Genomic DNA, 17,276 nt, shown 5'->3' with positions numbered 1-17,276 from the left:
TCACGGCGCCAGGAGAAACCGCACGAGCCGGTCGATCAGCTCGGGTCCCTGTTCGCCGTAGGTCGGATCGTGGCCGCCGGTCGGCGGTTCCACGTAGTCGAGTTCGCGGCCCGCCCGCAGCAGGCAGTCCCGCAGCAGCCGGGACTGGCCGACCGGGATCACCTCGTCGTTCCGGCCGTGGACGACCATCAGCCGGGCGGTGATGCGAGGCGCGAGCAGGGTCAGGTCGCGGGGGCCGAGCGCGTCGTCGATGACCTCGCGCCCGCCGAGCCGCTCGATCAGCGCCTGTACGGCGGGCGAACCCTCCTGGTAGAGGCTCGGCCCCGACACGAACGGCGCGACCGCGACGCAGCGGGACCACAGCCAGGGGTCGGCCGCGGCGGCCAGCAGGCCCAGGAAGGCGCCGTAGCTGGTGCCGTGCAGCATCAGCGTGCGGCCCTCGGCGGCCAGCAGACGCCCGAGATGCCGGATGTCGTCGAGGTCGGGCCCGCCCCACGCGCCCTGCAGCGCCTGCTGGTGCTCCTGGCCGTAGCCGGTGCTGCCCCGGTAGTTGGGGGCGACGACGGCGATCCCGGCCGCGGCCAGCCGTTGCGGGAACGGGTCGAAGTTCAGCTGGGCCGCCGCTTCCGGGCCGCCGTGCAGGGAGATCACCAGGTGCCGGGCGCGCCGCCAGTCGCCGTACACGACCGCCTCGATCGGGCCCGCTGGCCCGGCGAACTCGTGGACCTCGGCGTCGGCCCAGTCGCCCTCGCCGTCGGCGGCCAGCTCCCAGGAGCCGGTCGCGGGGTCGACGGTGGCGATCCCGCCGGGCTGGGCCGGCGCGGAGAACGGGAAGCGCAGGCCGCCCGGGCCCCAGGCGCTGACGTTGTGGATGATGCCGGGCGGCGTGGCGACGGGGCGGATCCGCTCCTCGCCGGGGGTGTAGACGACCAGGTGCGAGCGGGTGCCGCGATCCACCCGGAGCGCGAAGTCCTCGATCGAGACGGCCATCGGCGCGACCAGGCCCTCGATCGTGTCCAGGACGCCGGGGAACGCCGGCGGCTCGCCGGGGAGCGCGTGGCCGAGCCGTAATCGGCCGTCCACGGTTCCCACCAGGAGCAGGCGCCGCCCGCTGAGCAGCAGGTGCTGGCCCGGGGAGGTTCCGGCGATGGGCTGGAATGATCCGGAGCGGAGGTCCAGCTCGATCGGCGTGGGCGCGTCCCCGTGGTGGTGGGTGAGGCCGAGCAGGTGAGCGCCGAGCCGGTGCCCGCCGGTCACGACGCCGGGGAGCTCGGCCACCTTCTCCAGGTCCCCGTCCAGCACCCGCCAGATCGCCGTGTCTCCGTCGCCGGTGCGGGCGAAGGCCAGCGCCAGCTCCTGCTCGCCGGGACTGGCGACCAGCCGTACCGCCGGGCTGGGGATGGTGGCCAGCGGCCGCTCGCCGGACGGGGTCGCCAGCACCAGCCGGTGGAACCCCGGACCCGGCCGGGTCAGGACGACCCCGCCGTCCGGGCGGCAGAGCAGCTGGGTCCAGGTGCTCTCGCCCTGGCTGGTGGGGAGCACCCGGCGCTCGGCCCCCGACGGGGTGAAGCGCCACGACTCCACGTTCAGCCGGCCGTCGTCCCCGCCGGTCAGGCAGGCGGCGTGGCTCGCGTCCCCGGCGAAGGCGAAGCTGATGCGCGCGGTGGCGGCCATCAGGGCGCTCCCACCGGCGTGCGGGTCAGCAGCTCGTCGAGCATCCACCACCGGGGCCCGCCGTGGCGGAGCCGGAGCAGGAACGCCACCGCGCCGCCCAGGCCGGTGTTGTAGCCGGGGGTGATCTCGGTGCCGGATTCGTCCGGAACCACCAGGAGGCCGTCGCGCAGGGTGTTCCTGGCGTACATGGCGGTCGCGAGACCGGCGGCCCAGTCGCGGTAACGCTCCTGGCCGGTGAAGTCGGCCAGGTCGAGCAGGTAGTCGCCGTCACCGGCCAGCCCGTGGCAGGCGCTCATGCCGCTGTGCCAGGCGCCCTGGCGCACCGCTTCCCCGGCCGCCTCGGCCAGGTCCAGGAACCGCTGCTCCCCGGTCACCGCCCACAGGCGGATCAGGAACGTGCCGACGCCGGAGGAGCCGCTGCACCAGTGCCGCATCCGGGTCCTGGCGTCGCCGCTCTCCTCGCCGGTGCGCCACCAGGCGGCCCCGCCTTCGACGTCCGCCTCGGCGATCAGGGTCTCGGCCGCGCGCAGGGCCGCCGCCCGGTAGTCGGCGCGGCCGGTGGCCAGCGAGGCGTACAGCAGGAACGTGCCCGCGCCGGCCACGCCGTGGGCGAAGCCGTAGTGCACGAGCCCGGCCAGGTCGGAGTCGAACGTCTCCGGGATCGGCCAGACGGTGTGGCCGTCGGCCCGCTCCCGCGCGGAGTGCAGGACGCTGTCGGCGGCCGTGAGGAACCGGTCCCGCCATTCGGGTTCGCCGGTGGCGAGCCACAGGTGCGCCTGGAGCATGCCCGCGCCGGAGGCGCCGTGGCAGACGTCGTGGTTGGGCCACTCGACCGGGACCCGCCTGGCCATCTCGGCCGCCTGGGCGGCCATCTCGTCGTCGCCGAGGAAACGCGCGGCCTCGTGCAGCGCCCAGGCCGTGCCGGAGCGGCCGAAATACAGTCCCGGCAGCACGATGGGGGTGTCGAAGAGCCGCTGCCGCACCCAGCCGGCCACGGCCGCGACGCCGTCGCGGAGCCGGTCGCCGCCGAGGGTGCGCGCGCTCTGGGTGAGCACCTGCAGGACCCCGCCCGCGCCGTGCTGCACGTTGCACGGGTCGGCCTTCGAGCCGAAGTCCCCGGCGGGCCAGAGCCGGTGGGAGTCCAGGGCCATCGTCCCCAGGATGTGGTCGAGCCCGTCGGTGATGAGCCGGTCCGGCGCGACCATCGGCGTGGGCTCGCCGGAGTGGGCGGGCGGCGCGGCCAGGAAGTCGCGGGCCTGGTCCAGGCTCCACCGCTCGTCGGGGTCGTCCTTCATCAGGCCCAGCACCAGCGGGGCGAGCCGCCGCAGGGCCGGCATGTCCGCGCCGAGCAGGCCGACGAGCTCGGCGACCCGGTCCTGCTGGGGCCGGGCGGCGGGCTGGTCGGCGGGGAGCAGCGGGTCCACCGCGGTGATCAGATGGATGAGCGTCGCGCCCAGGCCGTACAGGTCCGACCGCTGCGAGGGCGAGCGGCCGAGCCGGGGCGCGGCCTCCTGCTCCGGCGCGCCGAACCCCGGCGTGTACGCCTTGACCACCAGCGACCCGTCGGGAACCGCGAGCTCCAGGTCGATCAGGCGCAGCGTGCCCTTCGGCGTGACCATCAGGTTGTTCGGGTTGAAGTCCCGCAGCACCAGGCCCTGCGCGTGCACCCCCGCCATGATCTCCACGAGCTGGGCGGCCAGGTCCAGGGCCTCCTCCAGCGGCGCGCCCGCACCCTGCCACACCCCCACCCGCTCCGACGTCCAGCCGCGCAGCGTGACGCCCGGCACGAGCTCCTGGGCCAGGAACATGTTGTCCTGGTAGGTCAGCAGGGCCACCTTGGCGGGCGTGGCGCCCAGCGGGGCGAGCCGGTCGAGCATGTCCGCCTCGTGGCGGAGCGTGTCCCGCGCGTCGGTTCCGGTCAGCAGGCCCATCACGTGCGGCCGGGCCTGCTTGAGGATGACCTCGGCGCCGGTGGTCTGGTCGACGGCCCGGTAGACGCCGCCCCGGTAGGAGTGCCTGATGGCCTCGCGCACCACGAAACGGTCGCCGATCATGACCGCCGACGGCGGGCCGGGCGCAGGCTCGGGTTCCGGCAGCGGCGACTCGGCCCACGGCGGCGGGCTGTACCAGGCCTGCCGCTCGTCCTTGCGCCGCTCGCCGTCCGGGCCGACGATCACCGACTCGTACGTGCCGTCGTTGGTGAGCACCGGCTTGGCGTTGAAGACGCCGAAGCGGTAGTGCACGAGGCTGCCGGGCCGCAGCCGCCGGTCGGACAGGATCACCGGTCCCGGCAGTCCGTCGGTCACCCGGTCCAGCTCGGCCGCCAGGCGGCGGAACTGCTCGTCGCCGGCGGGGTAGGCGGTGATGAACTTGCCGCCGCTGCCCCGGTCGATGTTGCTGGAGATCAGGTCGGCGAGCTGGTCCAGGCCCCGGGCGAACTTGAACATGCAGCCGTCCCTGACCAGGACCTCGGCGGCGCGGGCGAGCACGATCGGGGCCGACAGCTGGGTGGCCGACACGTGCAGCTTCCAGCCCTGCTCCAGCCGGATCTCCGCCGGCGGGGTCAGCATGCACCAGAAGTCGCCCGGCTCGACCTGCCACGCCTCGGTCGTCTCCCTGGCCAGCACGGACCTGGCGATATCCACCAGGAGCCGCGAGTCGGCTCCTCCCCCATCAGCACGCACGTGACCGTCCTCCAACGCCCCCGGCCGAAGCATCTCTTCGGTTCCGTGATGTACGGCGTTCCATGGAGTTCCGTGACGTTCCACGACCGGCCACGCCGCCGGAGATGAGGCCGGCGGCCAGGCGGGTGCGGATGCGTGTGCGCGCAGGTCAGGACGGAGGCCGCCGCCACGCAGCGGCCGTTACCATATCGTGATATTAGAGCAGCTTCGCCGGGGTGATGGGCAGGTCGCGGACGCGCCGGCCGGTCGCGTGGTAGACGGCGTTGGCGACCGCGGCGGCGGTGCCGACGATGCCGATCTCGCCGATGCCCTTGGTGCCCATCGGGTTCAGCTCGCCGTCGGCCTCGTCGATCCAGACGGCCTCGATCCGCTCGATGTCGGCGTTGACCGGCAGGTGGTACTGGGCCAGGTCGTGGTTGGTGAAGCCGCCGAACTCCAGGTCGACGACGCTCTGCTCCATCAGCGCCATGCCGATCCCCATGATCATGCCGCCGACGAACTGGGATCTGGCCAGCGTCGCGTCCACGATGCGCCCGGCGGCGAACACGCCGAGCAGCCGGGACACCCGCACCTCGCCTGTGTCGGCGTCCACGCGCACCTCGGCGAACTGCGCCCCGAAGGCGTGCCTGGCCAGTTCTGCGTCGGCGTTGACGATCTCGGTGGTGTCGGCGAAGCCCTGCTTGCCGTCGCGTAGCAGGTCCTGGCAGGCCATGGTGACGGCCGTGCCCCAGGAATCGGTGCCCATGGAGCCGCCGGCGACCGGGGCGGCAGCCGGTGCAGCCCCGGCATCGCCAGGACCCGGTCGCCGCCGGGCCCGGTGATGTGCACGCGGGCGTCCAGCGCGGCCAGGGCCACGGCCATGTCGGACGGGTGCGTGGCCACGCACGCGCGGGAGTGGCCGAGCACGGCGAGGTTGGCGTGGTCGCCGCCGATCGCCGGGCAGCCGGATCCCGGCCGCCTCTTGTTGCACGGCTTCGAGACATCCTGGAAGTACGGGCAGCGCGTGCGCTGCAGCAGGTTGCCGGCGACGGTCGCCATGTTGCGCACCTGCCCGGACGCCCCCGCCAGCACCGCCCGCGCCAGCACCGGATAGCGCTCGCGCACCAGCGGATGCGCCGCCAGTTCGCTGTTGCGCACGGCCGCGCCGATCCGCAGCCCGTCACCGTCCGGCTCGACACCCCCGAGCGGCAACCGGCTCACGTCCACCAGCGCGCCCGGCTCTACGACGCCGAGCCGCATGAGGTCCACCAGGTTCGTGCCGCCGCCGAGATACATCGCGCCCGGCCGGAATCTCGCCACCGCGTCGGCCGGGTCGGCGGCCCTGGCGTACTCGAACGCCTTCACGCGCCCACCTCCGCTATCGCGGTCACGATGTTCGGATAGGCGCCGCACCGGCACAGGTTGCCGCTCATCCGCTCCCGGATCTCCTCGGCCGTCAGCTCCGGCTCCCCCGCGAGCTCCTCGGTGACGGCGCTCGGCCCGCCCTCGGCCAGCATCCCGACGGCCGAGCAGAGCTGGCCCGGCGTGCAGTACCCACACTGGAAGGCGTCATGCTCGATGAAGGCCGCCTGCAGCGGATGCAACCGCTCACCGCTGGCCAGCCCTTCGACGGTAGTGATCTCCGCGCCGTCCTGAGCGACCGCCAAGGCCAGACAGGCCAGGACCCGCCGCCCGTCGATCAGCACCGTGCAGGCGCCGCACTGGCCGTGATCGCAGCCCTTCTTCGAGCCGGTCAGCCCCAGCCGCTCGCGCAGCAGGTCGAGCAACGAGACACGCGGGTCCACGTCAATCGACCGCCGTGCGCCGTTCACCTGCAGGGTGATCTCCATGACGGCACGCCTACCCGAGGCCCTGACACCCCAACCCGCCCACCGGCCGCCCTGCCGAACCCTTTGTCAGATCTTCGCCCAGCCCGCCCCGGGCCGACACGCATCGACGACGAGCGCTACGCCGTCATCGCCACCGTCTGATCACTCAGGCGCCCGAACGCGCCGAGGCTCCACCCGGGGCTCCGGAGTCGGCCGGCTGGCGGTCTGAATGCGGGAGGCGCAGGACGAATCGGGCGCCGCGTGGGGAGTCCTCGATTTCCAGTGTTCCGCCGTGGCCGTGGGCGATGTCGCGGGAGATGGCCAGGCCGAGGCCGCTGCCGCTGGAGTCGCGGCGGCGGCCGTCGGCCAGGCGGACGAACCGCTCGAAGACGCGGTCGCGGTCGGCGGGGGCGATCCCGGCGCCGTCGTCGCACACCGCCACGACGGCCTGGTCGCCGGCCGAACTCACGAACACCTCGACGCCGGTCTCGGCGTGGCGGCGGGCGTTGGCGACGAGGTTGCCGAGCACCCGGATGAGCTGGATCCGCGACCCGCAGACCCAGACGCCGGGTTCGGCCCGGACGGTGACCGGCATGCCCTCGGTGTGGGTCGCCTCCTGGGTCACCAAGGCGCCCAGGTCGAGCCGGTCGCGGGGGGCCGGGTCGTCGGCCTGCAGGTGGGCCAGGACCAGCAGGTCGCCGACGATGGCCTCCAGGCGGTCGGTCACCGACAGCGCCGAACGCACGGTGCCGAGCTGGTCCACCTCGTCGGGATGCGCCAGGGTGTCCTCCAGCTCGGCGCGCAGGGCGGCGATCGGATTGCGCAGCTCGTGCGCGGTCGTGGAGGCGAAGCGCCGCTGCTGGGTGACCGCCTCGTCCAGCCGGTCCAGGGTCTGGTTGGCGGTGCGGACGAGCATCGCGATCTCGTCGTTGCCGTCCGGCACCGGAACCCGCAGGCTCAGGTCGCTGACGGTGATCCGCGCGAGCTGGGTCCGGACCGCCGCGACCGGTCGCAGCGTCTGCCCCATCCTGGTCCAGGAGGTCCAGCCGATCAGGCCCACCAGGAGGAGCCCGGCCGCGCCGAGGGTGTACTCCAGAAGGTACCCGCGCAGGTAGGCAGGCAGTTCCAGGCCCGCGAACACGACCGAGGCGTCCGGTTCCGGGGTGGTGCGGATCGCCACCAGGGCCACACTCCCGTCGCGGAGCCGCTCGACGCGGTCGTCCGCCGAGGGCCGTACGTGGGGCAGCGCGGGCCGCTCCCGTGCCGCCGGGCTGGCGGCCAGAATCCGCCCGTCCGCGTCCACCGCCTGAATGAGATCGACCTTGCCCGAGGCCGGGATCGGGTCGGGCAGCGGGCTGACGCGCGCCAGCGCCGCCCATTGGCCGGCCACTTCCTCAGCCCGGTCAAGCACATAATTCTCGCTGGTGCTGCGGATCGCCACGGAGGTGGTGACTCCTAGCAGCGTCAAGACGAGCAGGCTCAGCATGATCGCGGCCAGGGTCGTCCGAGTGCGGATCGATTGCAGGTCGGGCATCGTATTCGTCTTCCCAGGAGGATGCCTGAGAGCCATCTCCCCAACTCAAGATTCGGACATAACGCAACAAAGCGACAACAAAGGGACTGCCAGGAATGTTCCCCCGAGTCCTCAAGCAATGGTCGGGACTGCGGGGACATCGACAATCAACGGGCGAGAACCCGGTGCTCCTGGGGGCTGACTCCGCGGACTCGTTTGAAGGCGGTGCTCAGCGCGAACGCGCTGCCGTACCCGACCTTCGCGGCCACCGCGCCGACCGTGGCCTCACCCTCCCTGAGCAGGTCGGCGGCGAGGGTCAACCGCCATTCCGCCAGGTACGCCATGGGCGACTGCCCCACCAGCGGCGTGAACGACCGGGCCAGCGCGGCGCGGGAGACGCCCACCGCGGCGGCCAGGGAGGCCACCGTCCACGGGCGGGCCGGTTCGGCGTGCAGCAGGCGCAGGGCCCGGCCCACCACCGGATCGCTCATCGCCTGGAACCACAGGGGCGCGTCGGAGCGGGCGAACCAGCCGCGCAGGGTCGTGATGAGCAGCAGGTCGAGCAGGCGGTCGAGGACCGCCTCCTGGCCGGGGCCGTCCTTGACGATCTCCCGTTCCAGCAGGCGCACCAGGGCGGTGTCGCCGTCGGAGGCGACCAGCATGGACGGCAGCGCCCGCAGCAACCGGCCGCTCACCTCCGAACGCGGCTCGTAGCTGCCGATCAGCATCATGAACGGGCCGTCCACGGCGTTTCCCCAGCTCCGCACGCCCAGCCCCATCGCCTGCGAGAGATCGGCGCCGTCCGGGGTCTCGCAGCGGTTGCCGGGGTGCACCACGACCTGGGGTTCCGTGGCCGGATCGTCGGCGAACGTGTACGGCTCCGGCCCCCGGGTGATGACGACATCGCCCGCGCTGAGCCGTACGGGCCGGGAACCGTCGCGCAGCACCCACGCGTCGCCGCGGACGATGGCGACCAGCGCCAGCGGGGCCTCGTCCTGCACCCGCACCGCCCACGGCGGCCGCATCACCGCCCGCAGCACGAAGGCCTCGCGAGCCCGTGGACCATCGAGCAGACCATGAAGCGCATCCATGGAGACGATTAAACATGAGCCTGAGCGCTTTGACCATTCTCTGTCTCATGCTTTGAGCACTTCAATGAAGGCATGAGAAACCTCACCGTGATCGGCGGCAACGGCAAGACCGGCCGCAGAGTGATCCAGCGACTCACCGCCCGCGCCATCCCCGTCCGCTCCGTCTCCAGGACCAGCCCGGTGCCCTTCGACTGGGCCACCCCCGCCACCTGGGCCCCGGCGGTGCGTGGCAGCGACGCCCTTTACATCACCTACCACCCCGATCTGGCTTTCCCCGGCGCCGCCGAGGCCATCCGCGGCGTCGCCGATGCCGCCGTCGCCGAAGGAGTACGCCGCCTGGTGCTGCTCTCCGGGCGCGGCGAGGAGGAGGCCGTCGTCTCCGAGCAGGGCGTGATCGAGTCGGGGGCCGAATGGACGGTCGTGCGGGGCAGCTGGTTCAACCAGAACTTCAGCGAGGGCGCGCTGGCCGAGCCCGTCCAGGCCGGCGTGATCGCCCTGCCGGCCGGTGACCAGGTCGAACCGTTCCTGGACGCCGAGGACATCGCCGACGTGGTCGTCAAGGTCCTCACCGAGGACGGCCACCACGGGCGCGCCTACGACCTGACCGGGCCTCGCCCGCTCAGCATCGCCGACGTCGCCGCCGAGATCTCCCAGGCCGCCGGCCGCGAGGTCCGCTACATCCCGGTCTCCCCCGAGGAATACTCCGCCACGCTGATCGGCTACGGCATGCCCAAGGAAGAGGCCGTCCTGCTCACCGCCCTCTTCACCAAGATCCTCGACGGCCGCAACGCCCGCCCCACGACCACCGTCCAGGACCTCCTGGGCCGCCCGGCCCGCGATTTCACCACCTTCGCCCGCGAGGCCTTCTCCGCCTGATTTGGGATTCAGTCGGCCCAGAGGGCCGGGTCGAGCCGCTGGAGGCGGGCGGGGTCGGCGAGCACGTCGATGGCGGCGATCCGGCCGTTCCTGACGGCGAAGCCCATGACCGAGACCGGCCGCTCGCGCGGCACCACGATGACGCCGGCGGCCGCGTTGACGAGCACCGGCCGCACGGCTGGGCCGAGCCGCCCGAAGGTGACCGCTTGTCCGGCCACGTCCGGACCGCCGTGGATGACCACCGACACGGCCGGTCGCGCGAGGCCGCCGTCGGAGCGCAGCACGACGTCCGGGTCGAGCACCGCGACCAGCGCGGCGAAGTCGCCGCCGCGGGAGGCGGCGAAGAACGCGTCGACCGCTTCCCGCTGGCGGGCGAGATCGGCGTCCGGCGCCGGCGCGTCCCGCCGCACCCGGCGGCGCCCGCGGCTGGCGAGCTGCCGCGCCGCCGCCGGGGAGCACCCCACGATGCCGGCGATCTCGGCGAACGGCACGGTGAACATGTCGTGCAGCACGAACGCCAGCCGCTCGGCGGGAGCCAGGGTGTCCAGGACCACCAGCAACGCCAGCCCGACCGCGTCGGCCACCAGCGCCGCGTGCTCGGGGTCGGTTCCGTCCACGCGGCTCACGACCGGGTCGGGCATGCGCACGCCCAGCGGCTGCTCGCGGCGCGTGTCGCGGGCGCGCAGCAGGTTCAGGCACACCCGGCCGGTCACCGTCGTCAGCCATCCGCCCAGGTTCGCCACGTCGCCCGCCCCGGCCCGGCTGAGCCGCAGCCAGGCCTCCTGGACGGCGTCGTCGGCCTCGCTGAGCGACCCGAGCATCCGGTAGGCCAGCGCCCGCAGCCGGGGCCGATGCTCCTCAAACCGCTTGGCCAGTTCCTCCATCGGTCACATTCTCCCGCCGCGGCGTGTCATATCAGCAGTTACCCGACATCGGACAAAACATGAGGTCGAGCTATGACTGCACCAATTCTGGTCACCGGCGGCACCGGCACGCTCGGGAGGCTGGTCGTCGCGCGGCTGCGGGACACCGGCCACGACGTACGCGTGCTCAGCCGCGGCCACCACGAAACCGCCGACGGCATCGAGTTCGTCACCGGCGACCTGGCCACCGGCGAGGGGATCGAAGCCGCGGTGGCCGGGTCCGCGACCATCGTGCACTGCGCGGGCAGCTCCAAGGGCGACGAGACCAAGGCCCGCAATCTGGTACGAGCCGCGACCCGCGCGGGGACGGAACACCTGCTCTACATCTCGGTCGTCGGCGCGGACCGCGTCCCGATGGCCGGGCGGACCGACCGCGCCATGTTCGGCTACTTCGGCTCCAAGCTGGCCGCCGAACGGGTCGTGGTCGACTCCGGCCTGCCGTTCACGACGCTGCGCGCCACCCAGTTCCACGACCTGATCCTGATGGTGGCGCGGCAGCTGGCGAAGCTGCCCGTGATCCCGTCCCCGGCCGGTTTCCGGTTCCAGCCGGTCGACACCGCCGAGGTGGCGGCCAGGCTCACCGAACTCGCCCTCGGCAAGCCGGCCGGCCTGGTGCCGGACCTGGGCGGACCGCGCGTATACCCCATGGCCGACCTGCTCCGCGGCTACCTGCGGGCCACGCACCGGCGCCGCCCCATCGTGCCGCTCCCGCTGCCCGGCCAGGCAGCCCGCGCGGTCCGGGCCGGCGCCATCCTGGCCTCCGGCCCGGCCGCGGGCCACCGGACCTGGGAGGACTTCCTGGCCGAACGGGTCGGCGCGGCGGATCAGGTGCCCAGATAGGACATCACGGAGCGAGCCGGTGCAGGTCGCGGGGGAAGAGGGTGACCTGGCGTATGTTCGGCACGTCGAGGAGGCGGGCCAGGAAGCGTTCCAGGCCGAAGGCGAAGCCGCCGTGCGGGGGCATGCCGTACCGCATCGCGTCGAGGTATCCGGCGTATGGGGACAGGTCGGTTTCGCCGCGTTCGGTCAGGGTGCGCACGTAGTCGGCGTGGCGGTGCAGGCGCTGGCCGCCGCTGACCAGTTCGAGGCCGCGGAAGATCAGGTCGATGGCGCGGGAGTAGCCGGGGCGCGCCGGGTCCGGGTGGGTGTAGAAGGCGCGGTGCGCGGTCGGGTAGCCCTCGACGAACACGAAGTCCGAGCCGTGCTCGCGCAACGCCCATTCGCCGATCCACCGCTCGTGGGCCGGGGCGAGGTCGGGCTCGGCGGTCACGTCCTCGCCGGTCGCCCTGCTGATCATTTCGAGTGCGTCGGCGAAGTGCACCACCACGGGTTTCTCCGTCAGCGCGGGCATGGCCACATCCAGAAGCTCCAGCGAAGGCCCGGCCTTCGCCTGGATGCCGGCCAGCATGCCCGCGACCGTCGCGTGGCAGGCGGCGATGACGCCGCGGTGGTCCTCGATGAACCCCATCTCGGCGTCGAGGGAGGTGTAGGACGCGAGGTGGCGCGCGGTGTCGCTCGGCTCGGCCCGGAAGACGGGACCGACCTCGTAGACCCGCTCGAAGACGCCCACCATGATCTGCTTGTACAGCTGGGGGGACTGCGCCAGGTACGCCGGACGGCCGAAGTAGTCGAGCTTGAAGACGTTGGCGCCGCTCTCGGTCGCCGTACCCACGATCTTCGGGGTGTGGATCTCGACGAAGGACATCGCCTCCAGCGCCGCGCGGAAACCGCCGACCGCGGCCGCGCCGATCCGGTGCACGGCGGCGAGCTTCGGGTGGCGCAGCGCGACCGGCGCGTGGTCGAGCACCGTGGGCAGGCTCGCGCGCAGGTCGGGCCGGTAGAGGTCGAACGGGACCGGCTCGGCGGGGTCGGTCAGCGGCTCGAGCACCGGCGCGGTGATCTCGACGCCGCCCGGCGCGGACGGCTGGACGGTGACCGTGCCGGTGACGGCGACCGCCGTCTCCTCCGGCAGGGCCTCCAGCTGGGCGCGTACGGATTCCTCCGACACGACGATCTGGGCCAGCCCCGCGGCGTCGCGCAGGATCAGGAAGGCGACCGACTTCAACAGCCGGCGACGATGAATCCAGCCCGCGACGTGCACGGACTCGCCCGTGTGCGCGGACAGCTGGCTGGACAGGATGCGTTGCATGGTGTGGCCTCCTCTGGTTCGCAACGCGTCCCCTGAGAGGCGTGGGCGAGCGGGATCCTCGCGGTGCCACCACACCTTCGCCACACCGCCGACTCGCGCGGCGCGGCCTCGACCAAACCCGTGACGTGGGCGATTCGGCGAGGCTCTACTAGGCCGACGGGCCGTTCTTCCTCGCAGCTCAGGAGGGTCTTCACACCCCGGCCGGAGTCCGCCTTCGCAGCTGCCGGCGGCTCTCTCCAACTCCGGTGATCGAAGCGCTACTCGGCTCCGTCGTCGCTGTTGCCCACCACTTTACCGGCACCGTCGACTTTCGGGGGCCGCCTGAACCGCGGCGCCCGGAGATTCGTTTCAAGGGCATGCTGAGACGCCTGGCGATCGTGTTCGCCCTGCTCACGGGAGTGCTCGTCGTCGCGCCTGGTACGGCTTTCGCCTGCTCGTGCGCCGCCCCTCCCCCAACGGAACTGATGAACTCAGCCGACTCGGTGTTCCGTGGCGTGGTCAGCACGCGGACGTCCACCGGGGATCCGTTCGACAACCAGCCCGTGACCTTCACCTTCTCCGTCGGGGCGGTCTACAAGGGCGAGGCCACAGAGCGGCTCCAGGTCAGGTCCCACCCGCAGTCGGCCACCTGCGGGGCGGATTTCGAAGTCGGCAAGCAGTACCTGGTATTCGCGATCTCAGGCTCAACCGATTGGGTCCCGCCCATCGAAAATGTGCCGCTTTACACACATCTATGCGCAGGAAACCGGCCAATCCTCGGCGCACCGGACGCCACATTGGTCCCGGCGAACATCGGCCCGGGAATGGACACCCGCCCGGCAAGCGAGCTCATCTCCGCGCTGGGCACCCCGTCCACACCGCCGAAAACCACCACGATCTCCCCCAGCCCAGCGGCCGCCCCCACCCGCGAAACGACCGGACCATCACCCTGGTGGCTACTCGCCCTGCTCCCCCTGGGCGCCGCCACCTGGCTGCTCCTCCGCCGCCGCCCGCAGTCCTGACTCAGCCGATCACCCGTGTGGTCCACTCGCGCTCGTCCATGCCCAGCAGGGTGGCGCGCCGCAACAACACCTCGGGACCGCCGATCGCCGCGAGCGACTCCGGCATCTTCCCCTCGACTGTGACGCACAGCTCCAGCCCGGTCTCAGCCATACAGGATCCGCGCGATGACACCGTCCGGGTGCCTTCGGGGCTGACTACGAGGGTGACCCGTCCGCCGTCCGCCGAGACGTAGATGATCATCAGCTCCCAGGCACTGCCGCCCTGCGGTGCCGGCCGCCAGAAGTGCACCTCGGTGATCTCGAAGTCGCCCGGCACGCTACTGACGTGAAGCGGCAGCGGCACCGGTCTCGTCCCCACGGTCACATCAGCCGCGATACGCAGCAGGGTGGTCCGTGGATCGGCTTCCGGCATGTAGTACGCGTGCAGTTCGGCCCACCGCCCATCCGGGACCTGCCAGCGCAGGTAGGCGTCGCCCCCGTTGACCGGGTCGGCCGGGTTCTCAGTGATCCAGTACGCGCGCCGGCCGTTCACCGGCTGGGCGGGCAGGGCCGTACGCCCGCTCTCGACGGGCGGTTCGTCGTCAGGGGCGTACATGCTGAGGTAGATTCGCACGGGGAAGTCGCCGAGGCCGCCTGCCATGACCTGGTCACCGTGTGCCCCCACCAGGTAGCTGACTCCGGCCACCGTATCCGGCAACCACCCGAACAAGGCATACGCCACCAGCGGGTCGGTGCCCTCGGATACGGTCGCGACGGTCACCTGTTCCGGCCCGCCGCCGGACACCACCGTCCACCCGACCGCCAGCGTCCCGGACACCACAAGCACGCCGAGCAGCCCTCCGATCCTGCGCCGCCACAACCGCCGCCGTCCCACCTCCCGCGCCCGGGCGATGTCCACCCGCATCGGCGGCGCGGGCGACCGCGCCAGCTTGCGCAACTCGGCACCCAGCCCGTTATCGTTCGTCGTCATGGCCGGCCCTCCTCGGGGAATGGATCGGCGTATCCGTTCAGCAGGCGGCGAAGGCGGTCGATCCCGCGGGCGGTCTGGCTTTTGACGTTGCCCTGCGAGCATCCGAGCGTCCGGGCGGTCTCCTGGACCGTCAGATCGCAGTAGTAGCGGAGCACCAGGGTGGCGCGCTGCCGCGGCGGCAGCGCCGCCAGTGCCGTGCGCAGGTCGAGCCCGCTGTCCAGATCGTCCTCGGCGCCGGGCGTCTCCTCGCCACCGTCGAACAGGGGCACCCATCTGCCCCACGGTGACCGCCGCTCGGCCAGATACACGTTGACCAGGACCGTCCGGACATATCCATCCATGTTCGCGGCCGCACGGACACGAGGCCAGTTGACGTAGAGCCTGGTGATCGTCGTCTGCACCAGATCGTCCGCGTGATGCCAGTCCCCGCAGAGCAGGTAAGCGACCTTCCTCAGCCACAACGCCTTGTTCGACACATAGTCGGTGAACTCGGCGTCAGGCACGGAAGCACCGGTCATTCGGGTACGCCCCCTCTGTCCCCTCTCTGATGCTCGCGAGCGTTTCGAGGTTGCATGCGGATCCGAAATCCGGATGGCGGCCGAAAAGACAAGAATGCTCTTTTGCGGGTTCCCTTCTAGATTTCGCGGGGCGGTCGTCGAGGAGGGTGCAGTGCCTGCCGATGAAGCGGCCTAGCTGGTGGAAGCTCCAGGTGTGCAGGGTGACCCGCTGGGGCTTGCGAAGCCGTACCCGCTCGCGGATGCCCTGGAGGTCCTCCAGAACCAGGAACCGTCCCGGCGCACCAGATCGGTTTCGTCCTTGCGATGTTTGGCCAGCATCGCCATCTGTTGCGGCGAGCCGGTGAACGCGATCCCGCGCAACCGCCCCGCCAGGGTCCATACCGAGACGGTCCGGGCGTCGATCCGCCACGACAGGCACCGGTCGTCGAACGGCTGCGCCGCCTCCGGACGGAAACCGATCGGCTTGCTCTCGGCTTTCAACCGCCGTTTCGAGCCCGCCTCGCCGAGGTTCCCGGCGCGGATGTTGGCCCGCAAGGTCGTGTACGCGTCGGCGACCTTCTTGATCACATGCTGGGCGGCCTGAGCCGCCACCCCGAACTCCTCTCTCACCTGACCGTAGACACGTTTGCGGAGGTCGTAGTGGCGTTGGAGATTGTGCTGGAAGGCGATGCCCGACACCCGGTTCGCGGCCAGATTACATGTCGTCCACCGCCTGCACGAGCTGCGCACGCTGCTGGCCCTCCACCTGATCGGGTCAGTGCCAGACGCCGACGATCACACAGATGACCAGGAGCTTTATCAGCCAGTCACCGGCGTGGGCCGCCGCCGGCCGCCAGGGCACGGCCTCCCAGAGCACCGACCCGGATAGCAGCACGAGCGGGAATCCGGTCCAGATGACCAAACCGAGCAGCAGGCCGCCGCTCCAGGAATCGATTCCGATCTTCGCTGAGAGGCCGGCGAGGACCAGGGCGAGGACCAGGGTCCGTACCGGTTCGAAGAGGATTTTCCACGGCTGGGGCGGCGGGGCCGTGGACTGGGACGGGACCAGGGCGTACCAGATCGAGCTGATCACGAACCCGGCCGCCACCGAGACGGCGATCGCCCAGAAGTTGAGTTCCGGCATCTGCTTCTCCTTTTGTTCTTTGCCGGAGACGTCGCAGCCGATCTGCCGATTTCGACATGGTTTGGAGCGATATGATCACAGCTGACTTCGGGCGACGTAGGAGATTTCCGTGGCTGATGACAAACCCCGCGAACCGGATGCGGTGAAGATCGACTCCACGGTGCCGCATTCGGCCCGGGTCTGGAACTACATGCTGGGCGGGAAGGACAACTATCCGGTCGACCGCCAGGCGGGGGACCGGATCCGGCAGGTGTTTCCCGGCATGGTCGACATCGCCCGCCAGTCGCGGTACATGCTGGTGCGCGTCGTCCAGTACCTGGCCGCGGACGCGGGCATCCGGCAGTTCCTGGATATCGGCACGGGGCTGCCGACGGTCGACAACACCCATGAGGTCGCCCAGCGGAACGCGCCGGAATCCCGGATCGTCTACGTGGACAACGACCCGCTCGTGCTGGTGCACGCCGCGGCGCTGCTCACCAGCGCGCCGGAGGGCGCCACCGACTACATCCAGGCGGATGTGCGCGACCCGGACTTCATCCTCGGCAAGGCGGCGGAGACGCTGGACTTCAGCCAGCCGACGGCGCTCATGCTGATGGGCATCATGGGACTGGTCGCCGACTACGACGAGGCGCGCACCGTCGTGAACCGCCTGCTCGCCGCCCTGCCCCCGGGCAGCTACCTGGCCCTGTACGACGGCACCGACACCGATCCGGCCTACGTCCAGGCCCTGGGCGGCTACAACCGCGGCAGCGGCGCGATCCCCTACACACCACGCAGCCCCGAAAAGATCTCGCGCTTCTTCGACGGCCTGGAACTCCTGGAGCCGGGGGTCGTGCCGGTGACGGCGTGGCGTCCGGAGCCCAACCCGTGGGGTACGGCGCCCGAGGTGGCGTGCTGGGGCGGCGTGGCACGCAAAGCCTGAGCGCGTGCCCGGGCCGGCGAGCGA

At 71.7% G+C, this 17,276-nt stretch carries 16 protein-coding genes and 1 pseudogene; 4 read left to right on the top strand and 13 right to left on the bottom strand.

Annotation, left to right across the window (positions count from 1 at the left end):
• The 7 genes and pseudogenes from ABGB08_RS29980 to ABGB08_RS29950 all read right to left on the bottom strand — a co-directional run bounded on the left by ABGB08_RS29980 (position 1) and on the right by ABGB08_RS29950 (position 8,770).
• Positions 1-1,674: a prolyl oligopeptidase family serine peptidase gene (locus ABGB08_RS29980; protein WP_347596638.1), complete on the bottom strand. Its 1,674-nt coding sequence runs from the start codon at positions 1,672-1,674 to the stop codon at positions 1-3.
• Positions 1,674-4,358, bottom strand: coding sequence for a class IV lanthionine synthetase LanL (lanL, locus tag ABGB08_RS29975; protein ID WP_347596635.1), 2,685 nt, complete (start codon positions 4,356-4,358; stop codon positions 1,674-1,676). Before lanL ends, ABGB08_RS29980 begins: the two co-directional genes overlap by 1 nt.
• Positions 4,359-4,554: 196 nt before the next feature.
• Positions 4,555-5,103, bottom strand: a complete 549-nt coding sequence (locus ABGB08_RS29970; RefSeq protein WP_347596632.1) for a molybdopterin cofactor-binding domain-containing protein — start codon at positions 5,101-5,103, stop codon at positions 4,555-4,557.
• Between the two features lie 20 nt (positions 5,104-5,123).
• Positions 5,124-5,702 (bottom strand): annotated as a pseudogene (locus ABGB08_RS29965) (FAD binding domain-containing protein); the annotation flags it as partial.
• Positions 5,699-6,187, bottom strand: coding sequence for a 2Fe-2S iron-sulfur cluster-binding protein (locus tag ABGB08_RS29960; RefSeq protein ID WP_347596629.1), 489 nt, complete (start codon positions 6,185-6,187; stop codon positions 5,699-5,701). The pseudogene ABGB08_RS29965 and the gene ABGB08_RS29960, both read right to left, overlap by 4 nt.
• Positions 6,188-6,332: 145 nt before the next feature.
• The gene (locus ABGB08_RS29955; RefSeq protein ID WP_347596626.1) at positions 6,333-7,700 is read right to left on the bottom strand and encodes a HAMP domain-containing sensor histidine kinase; all 1,368 of its coding nucleotides are present in this window, start codon (positions 7,698-7,700) and stop codon (positions 6,333-6,335) included.
• Positions 7,701-7,846: 146 nt separating this feature from the next.
• Positions 7,847-8,770 carry an AraC family transcriptional regulator gene (locus ABGB08_RS29950; RefSeq protein ID WP_347596623.1) on the bottom strand — a complete coding sequence of 308 codons (924 nt, stop codon included), beginning with the start codon at positions 8,768-8,770 and terminating at the stop codon, positions 7,847-7,849.
• A 72-nt stretch (positions 8,771-8,842) separates the two neighbouring features.
• Here ABGB08_RS29950 and ABGB08_RS29945 point away from each other — a divergent pair, with 72 nt between their 5' ends.
• Positions 8,843-9,646, top strand: coding sequence for an NAD(P)H-binding protein (locus ABGB08_RS29945; RefSeq protein WP_347596620.1), 804 nt, complete (start codon positions 8,843-8,845; stop codon positions 9,644-9,646).
• A gap of 8 nt (positions 9,647-9,654) precedes the next feature.
• On the opposite strand, the gene ABGB08_RS29940 is transcribed toward ABGB08_RS29945, so the two are convergent.
• Positions 9,655-10,530, bottom strand: a complete 876-nt coding sequence (locus ABGB08_RS29940) for a sigma-70 family RNA polymerase sigma factor (protein WP_347596617.1) — start codon at positions 10,528-10,530, stop codon at positions 9,655-9,657.
• A 72-nt stretch (positions 10,531-10,602) separates the two neighbouring features.
• Between ABGB08_RS29940 and ABGB08_RS29935 the strand changes: the two genes are divergently transcribed.
• A complete protein-coding gene (locus ABGB08_RS29935; protein ID WP_347596614.1) occupies positions 10,603-11,409 on the top strand; it encodes an NAD(P)H-binding protein in 807 nt (268 codons plus the stop codon).
• Between the two features lie 4 nt (positions 11,410-11,413).
• On the opposite strand, the gene aspS is transcribed toward ABGB08_RS29935, so the two are convergent.
• Positions 11,414-12,718, bottom strand: a complete 1,305-nt coding sequence (aspS, locus tag ABGB08_RS29930) for an aspartate--tRNA(Asn) ligase (protein ID WP_347596611.1) — start codon at positions 12,716-12,718, stop codon at positions 11,414-11,416.
• A gap of 356 nt (positions 12,719-13,074) precedes the next feature.
• Here aspS and ABGB08_RS29925 point away from each other — a divergent pair, with 356 nt between their 5' ends.
• The gene (locus ABGB08_RS29925) at positions 13,075-13,719 is read left to right on the top strand and encodes a hypothetical protein (RefSeq protein ID WP_347596608.1); all 645 of its coding nucleotides are present in this window, start codon (positions 13,075-13,077) and stop codon (positions 13,717-13,719) included.
• A 1-nt stretch (position 13,720) separates the two neighbouring features.
• Here the strand turns inward: ABGB08_RS29925 and ABGB08_RS29920 are convergent, their stop codons facing one another.
• The 4 genes from ABGB08_RS29920 to ABGB08_RS29905 all read right to left on the bottom strand — a co-directional run bounded on the left by ABGB08_RS29920 (position 13,721) and on the right by ABGB08_RS29905 (position 16,330).
• Entirely contained in the window at positions 13,721-14,689 is a 969-nt protein-coding gene (locus ABGB08_RS29920; RefSeq protein ID WP_347596605.1) for a hypothetical protein, read from the bottom strand.
• Positions 14,686-15,192 (bottom strand): SigE family RNA polymerase sigma factor, encoded by a 507-nt coding sequence (locus ABGB08_RS29915; protein WP_347596602.1) that lies wholly within the window; start codon positions 15,190-15,192, stop codon positions 14,686-14,688. The genes ABGB08_RS29920 and ABGB08_RS29915 overlap by 4 nt, the downstream gene beginning before the upstream one ends.
• Before the next feature lie 186 nt (positions 15,193-15,378).
• A complete protein-coding gene (locus tag ABGB08_RS29910) occupies positions 15,379-15,936 on the bottom strand; it encodes a hypothetical protein (protein ID WP_347596599.1) in 558 nt (185 codons plus the stop codon).
• A gap of 25 nt (positions 15,937-15,961) precedes the next feature.
• Positions 15,962-16,330, bottom strand: coding sequence for a DUF1761 domain-containing protein (locus ABGB08_RS29905; protein WP_347596596.1), 369 nt, complete (start codon positions 16,328-16,330; stop codon positions 15,962-15,964).
• 109 nt (positions 16,331-16,439) lie between these two features.
• Here ABGB08_RS29905 and ABGB08_RS29900 point away from each other — a divergent pair, with 109 nt between their 5' ends.
• Positions 16,440-17,252, top strand: coding sequence for an SAM-dependent methyltransferase (locus ABGB08_RS29900; protein ID WP_347596593.1), 813 nt, complete (start codon positions 16,440-16,442; stop codon positions 17,250-17,252).
• Positions 17,253-17,276 lie beyond the last annotated feature (24 nt).

It is taken from the genome of Acrocarpospora sp. B8E8 (genome assembly GCF_039871605.1).
Taxonomy (GTDB): Bacteria; Actinomycetota; Actinomycetes; order Streptosporangiales; family Streptosporangiaceae; genus Acrocarpospora; species Acrocarpospora macrocephala.
The sequence above is the reverse complement of the archived record's forward strand: the minus strand, read 5'-3'. Positions and strand labels throughout refer to the sequence as shown.

What these genes read in the sequence shown, in the direction of transcription:
- ABGB08_RS29980 (WP_347596638.1), bottom strand. Translation starts at nt 1,674, where the DNA reads ATGGCCGCCACCGCGCGCATCAGCTTCGCCTTCGCCGGGGACGCGAGC.
- ABGB08_RS29970 (WP_347596632.1), bottom strand. Translation starts at nt 5,103, where the DNA reads ATGGGCACCGATTCCTGGGGCACGGCCGTCACCATGGCCTGCCAGGAC.
- ABGB08_RS29960 (WP_347596629.1), bottom strand. Translation starts at nt 6,187, where the DNA reads ATGGAGATCACCCTGCAGGTGAACGGCGCACGGCGGTCGATTGACGTG.
- ABGB08_RS29955 (WP_347596626.1), bottom strand. Translation starts at nt 7,700, where the DNA reads ATGCCCGACCTGCAATCGATCCGCACTCGGACGACCCTGGCCGCGATC.
- ABGB08_RS29950 (WP_347596623.1), bottom strand. Translation starts at nt 8,770, where the DNA reads ATGGATGCGCTTCATGGTCTGCTCGATGGTCCACGGGCTCGCGAGGCC.
- ABGB08_RS29945 (WP_347596620.1), top strand. Translation starts at nt 8,843, where the DNA reads ATGAGAAACCTCACCGTGATCGGCGGCAACGGCAAGACCGGCCGCAGA.
- ABGB08_RS29940 (WP_347596617.1), bottom strand. Translation starts at nt 10,530, where the DNA reads ATGGAGGAACTGGCCAAGCGGTTTGAGGAGCATCGGCCCCGGCTGCGG.
- ABGB08_RS29935 (WP_347596614.1), top strand. Translation starts at nt 10,603, where the DNA reads ATGACTGCACCAATTCTGGTCACCGGCGGCACCGGCACGCTCGGGAGG.
- aspS (WP_347596611.1), bottom strand. Translation starts at nt 12,718, where the DNA reads ATGCAACGCATCCTGTCCAGCCAGCTGTCCGCGCACACGGGCGAGTCC.
- ABGB08_RS29925 (WP_347596608.1), top strand. Translation starts at nt 13,075, where the DNA reads ATGCTGAGACGCCTGGCGATCGTGTTCGCCCTGCTCACGGGAGTGCTC.
- ABGB08_RS29920 (WP_347596605.1), bottom strand. Translation starts at nt 14,689, where the DNA reads ATGACGACGAACGATAACGGGCTGGGTGCCGAGTTGCGCAAGCTGGCG.
- ABGB08_RS29905 (WP_347596596.1), bottom strand. Translation starts at nt 16,330, where the DNA reads ATGCCGGAACTCAACTTCTGGGCGATCGCCGTCTCGGTGGCGGCCGGG.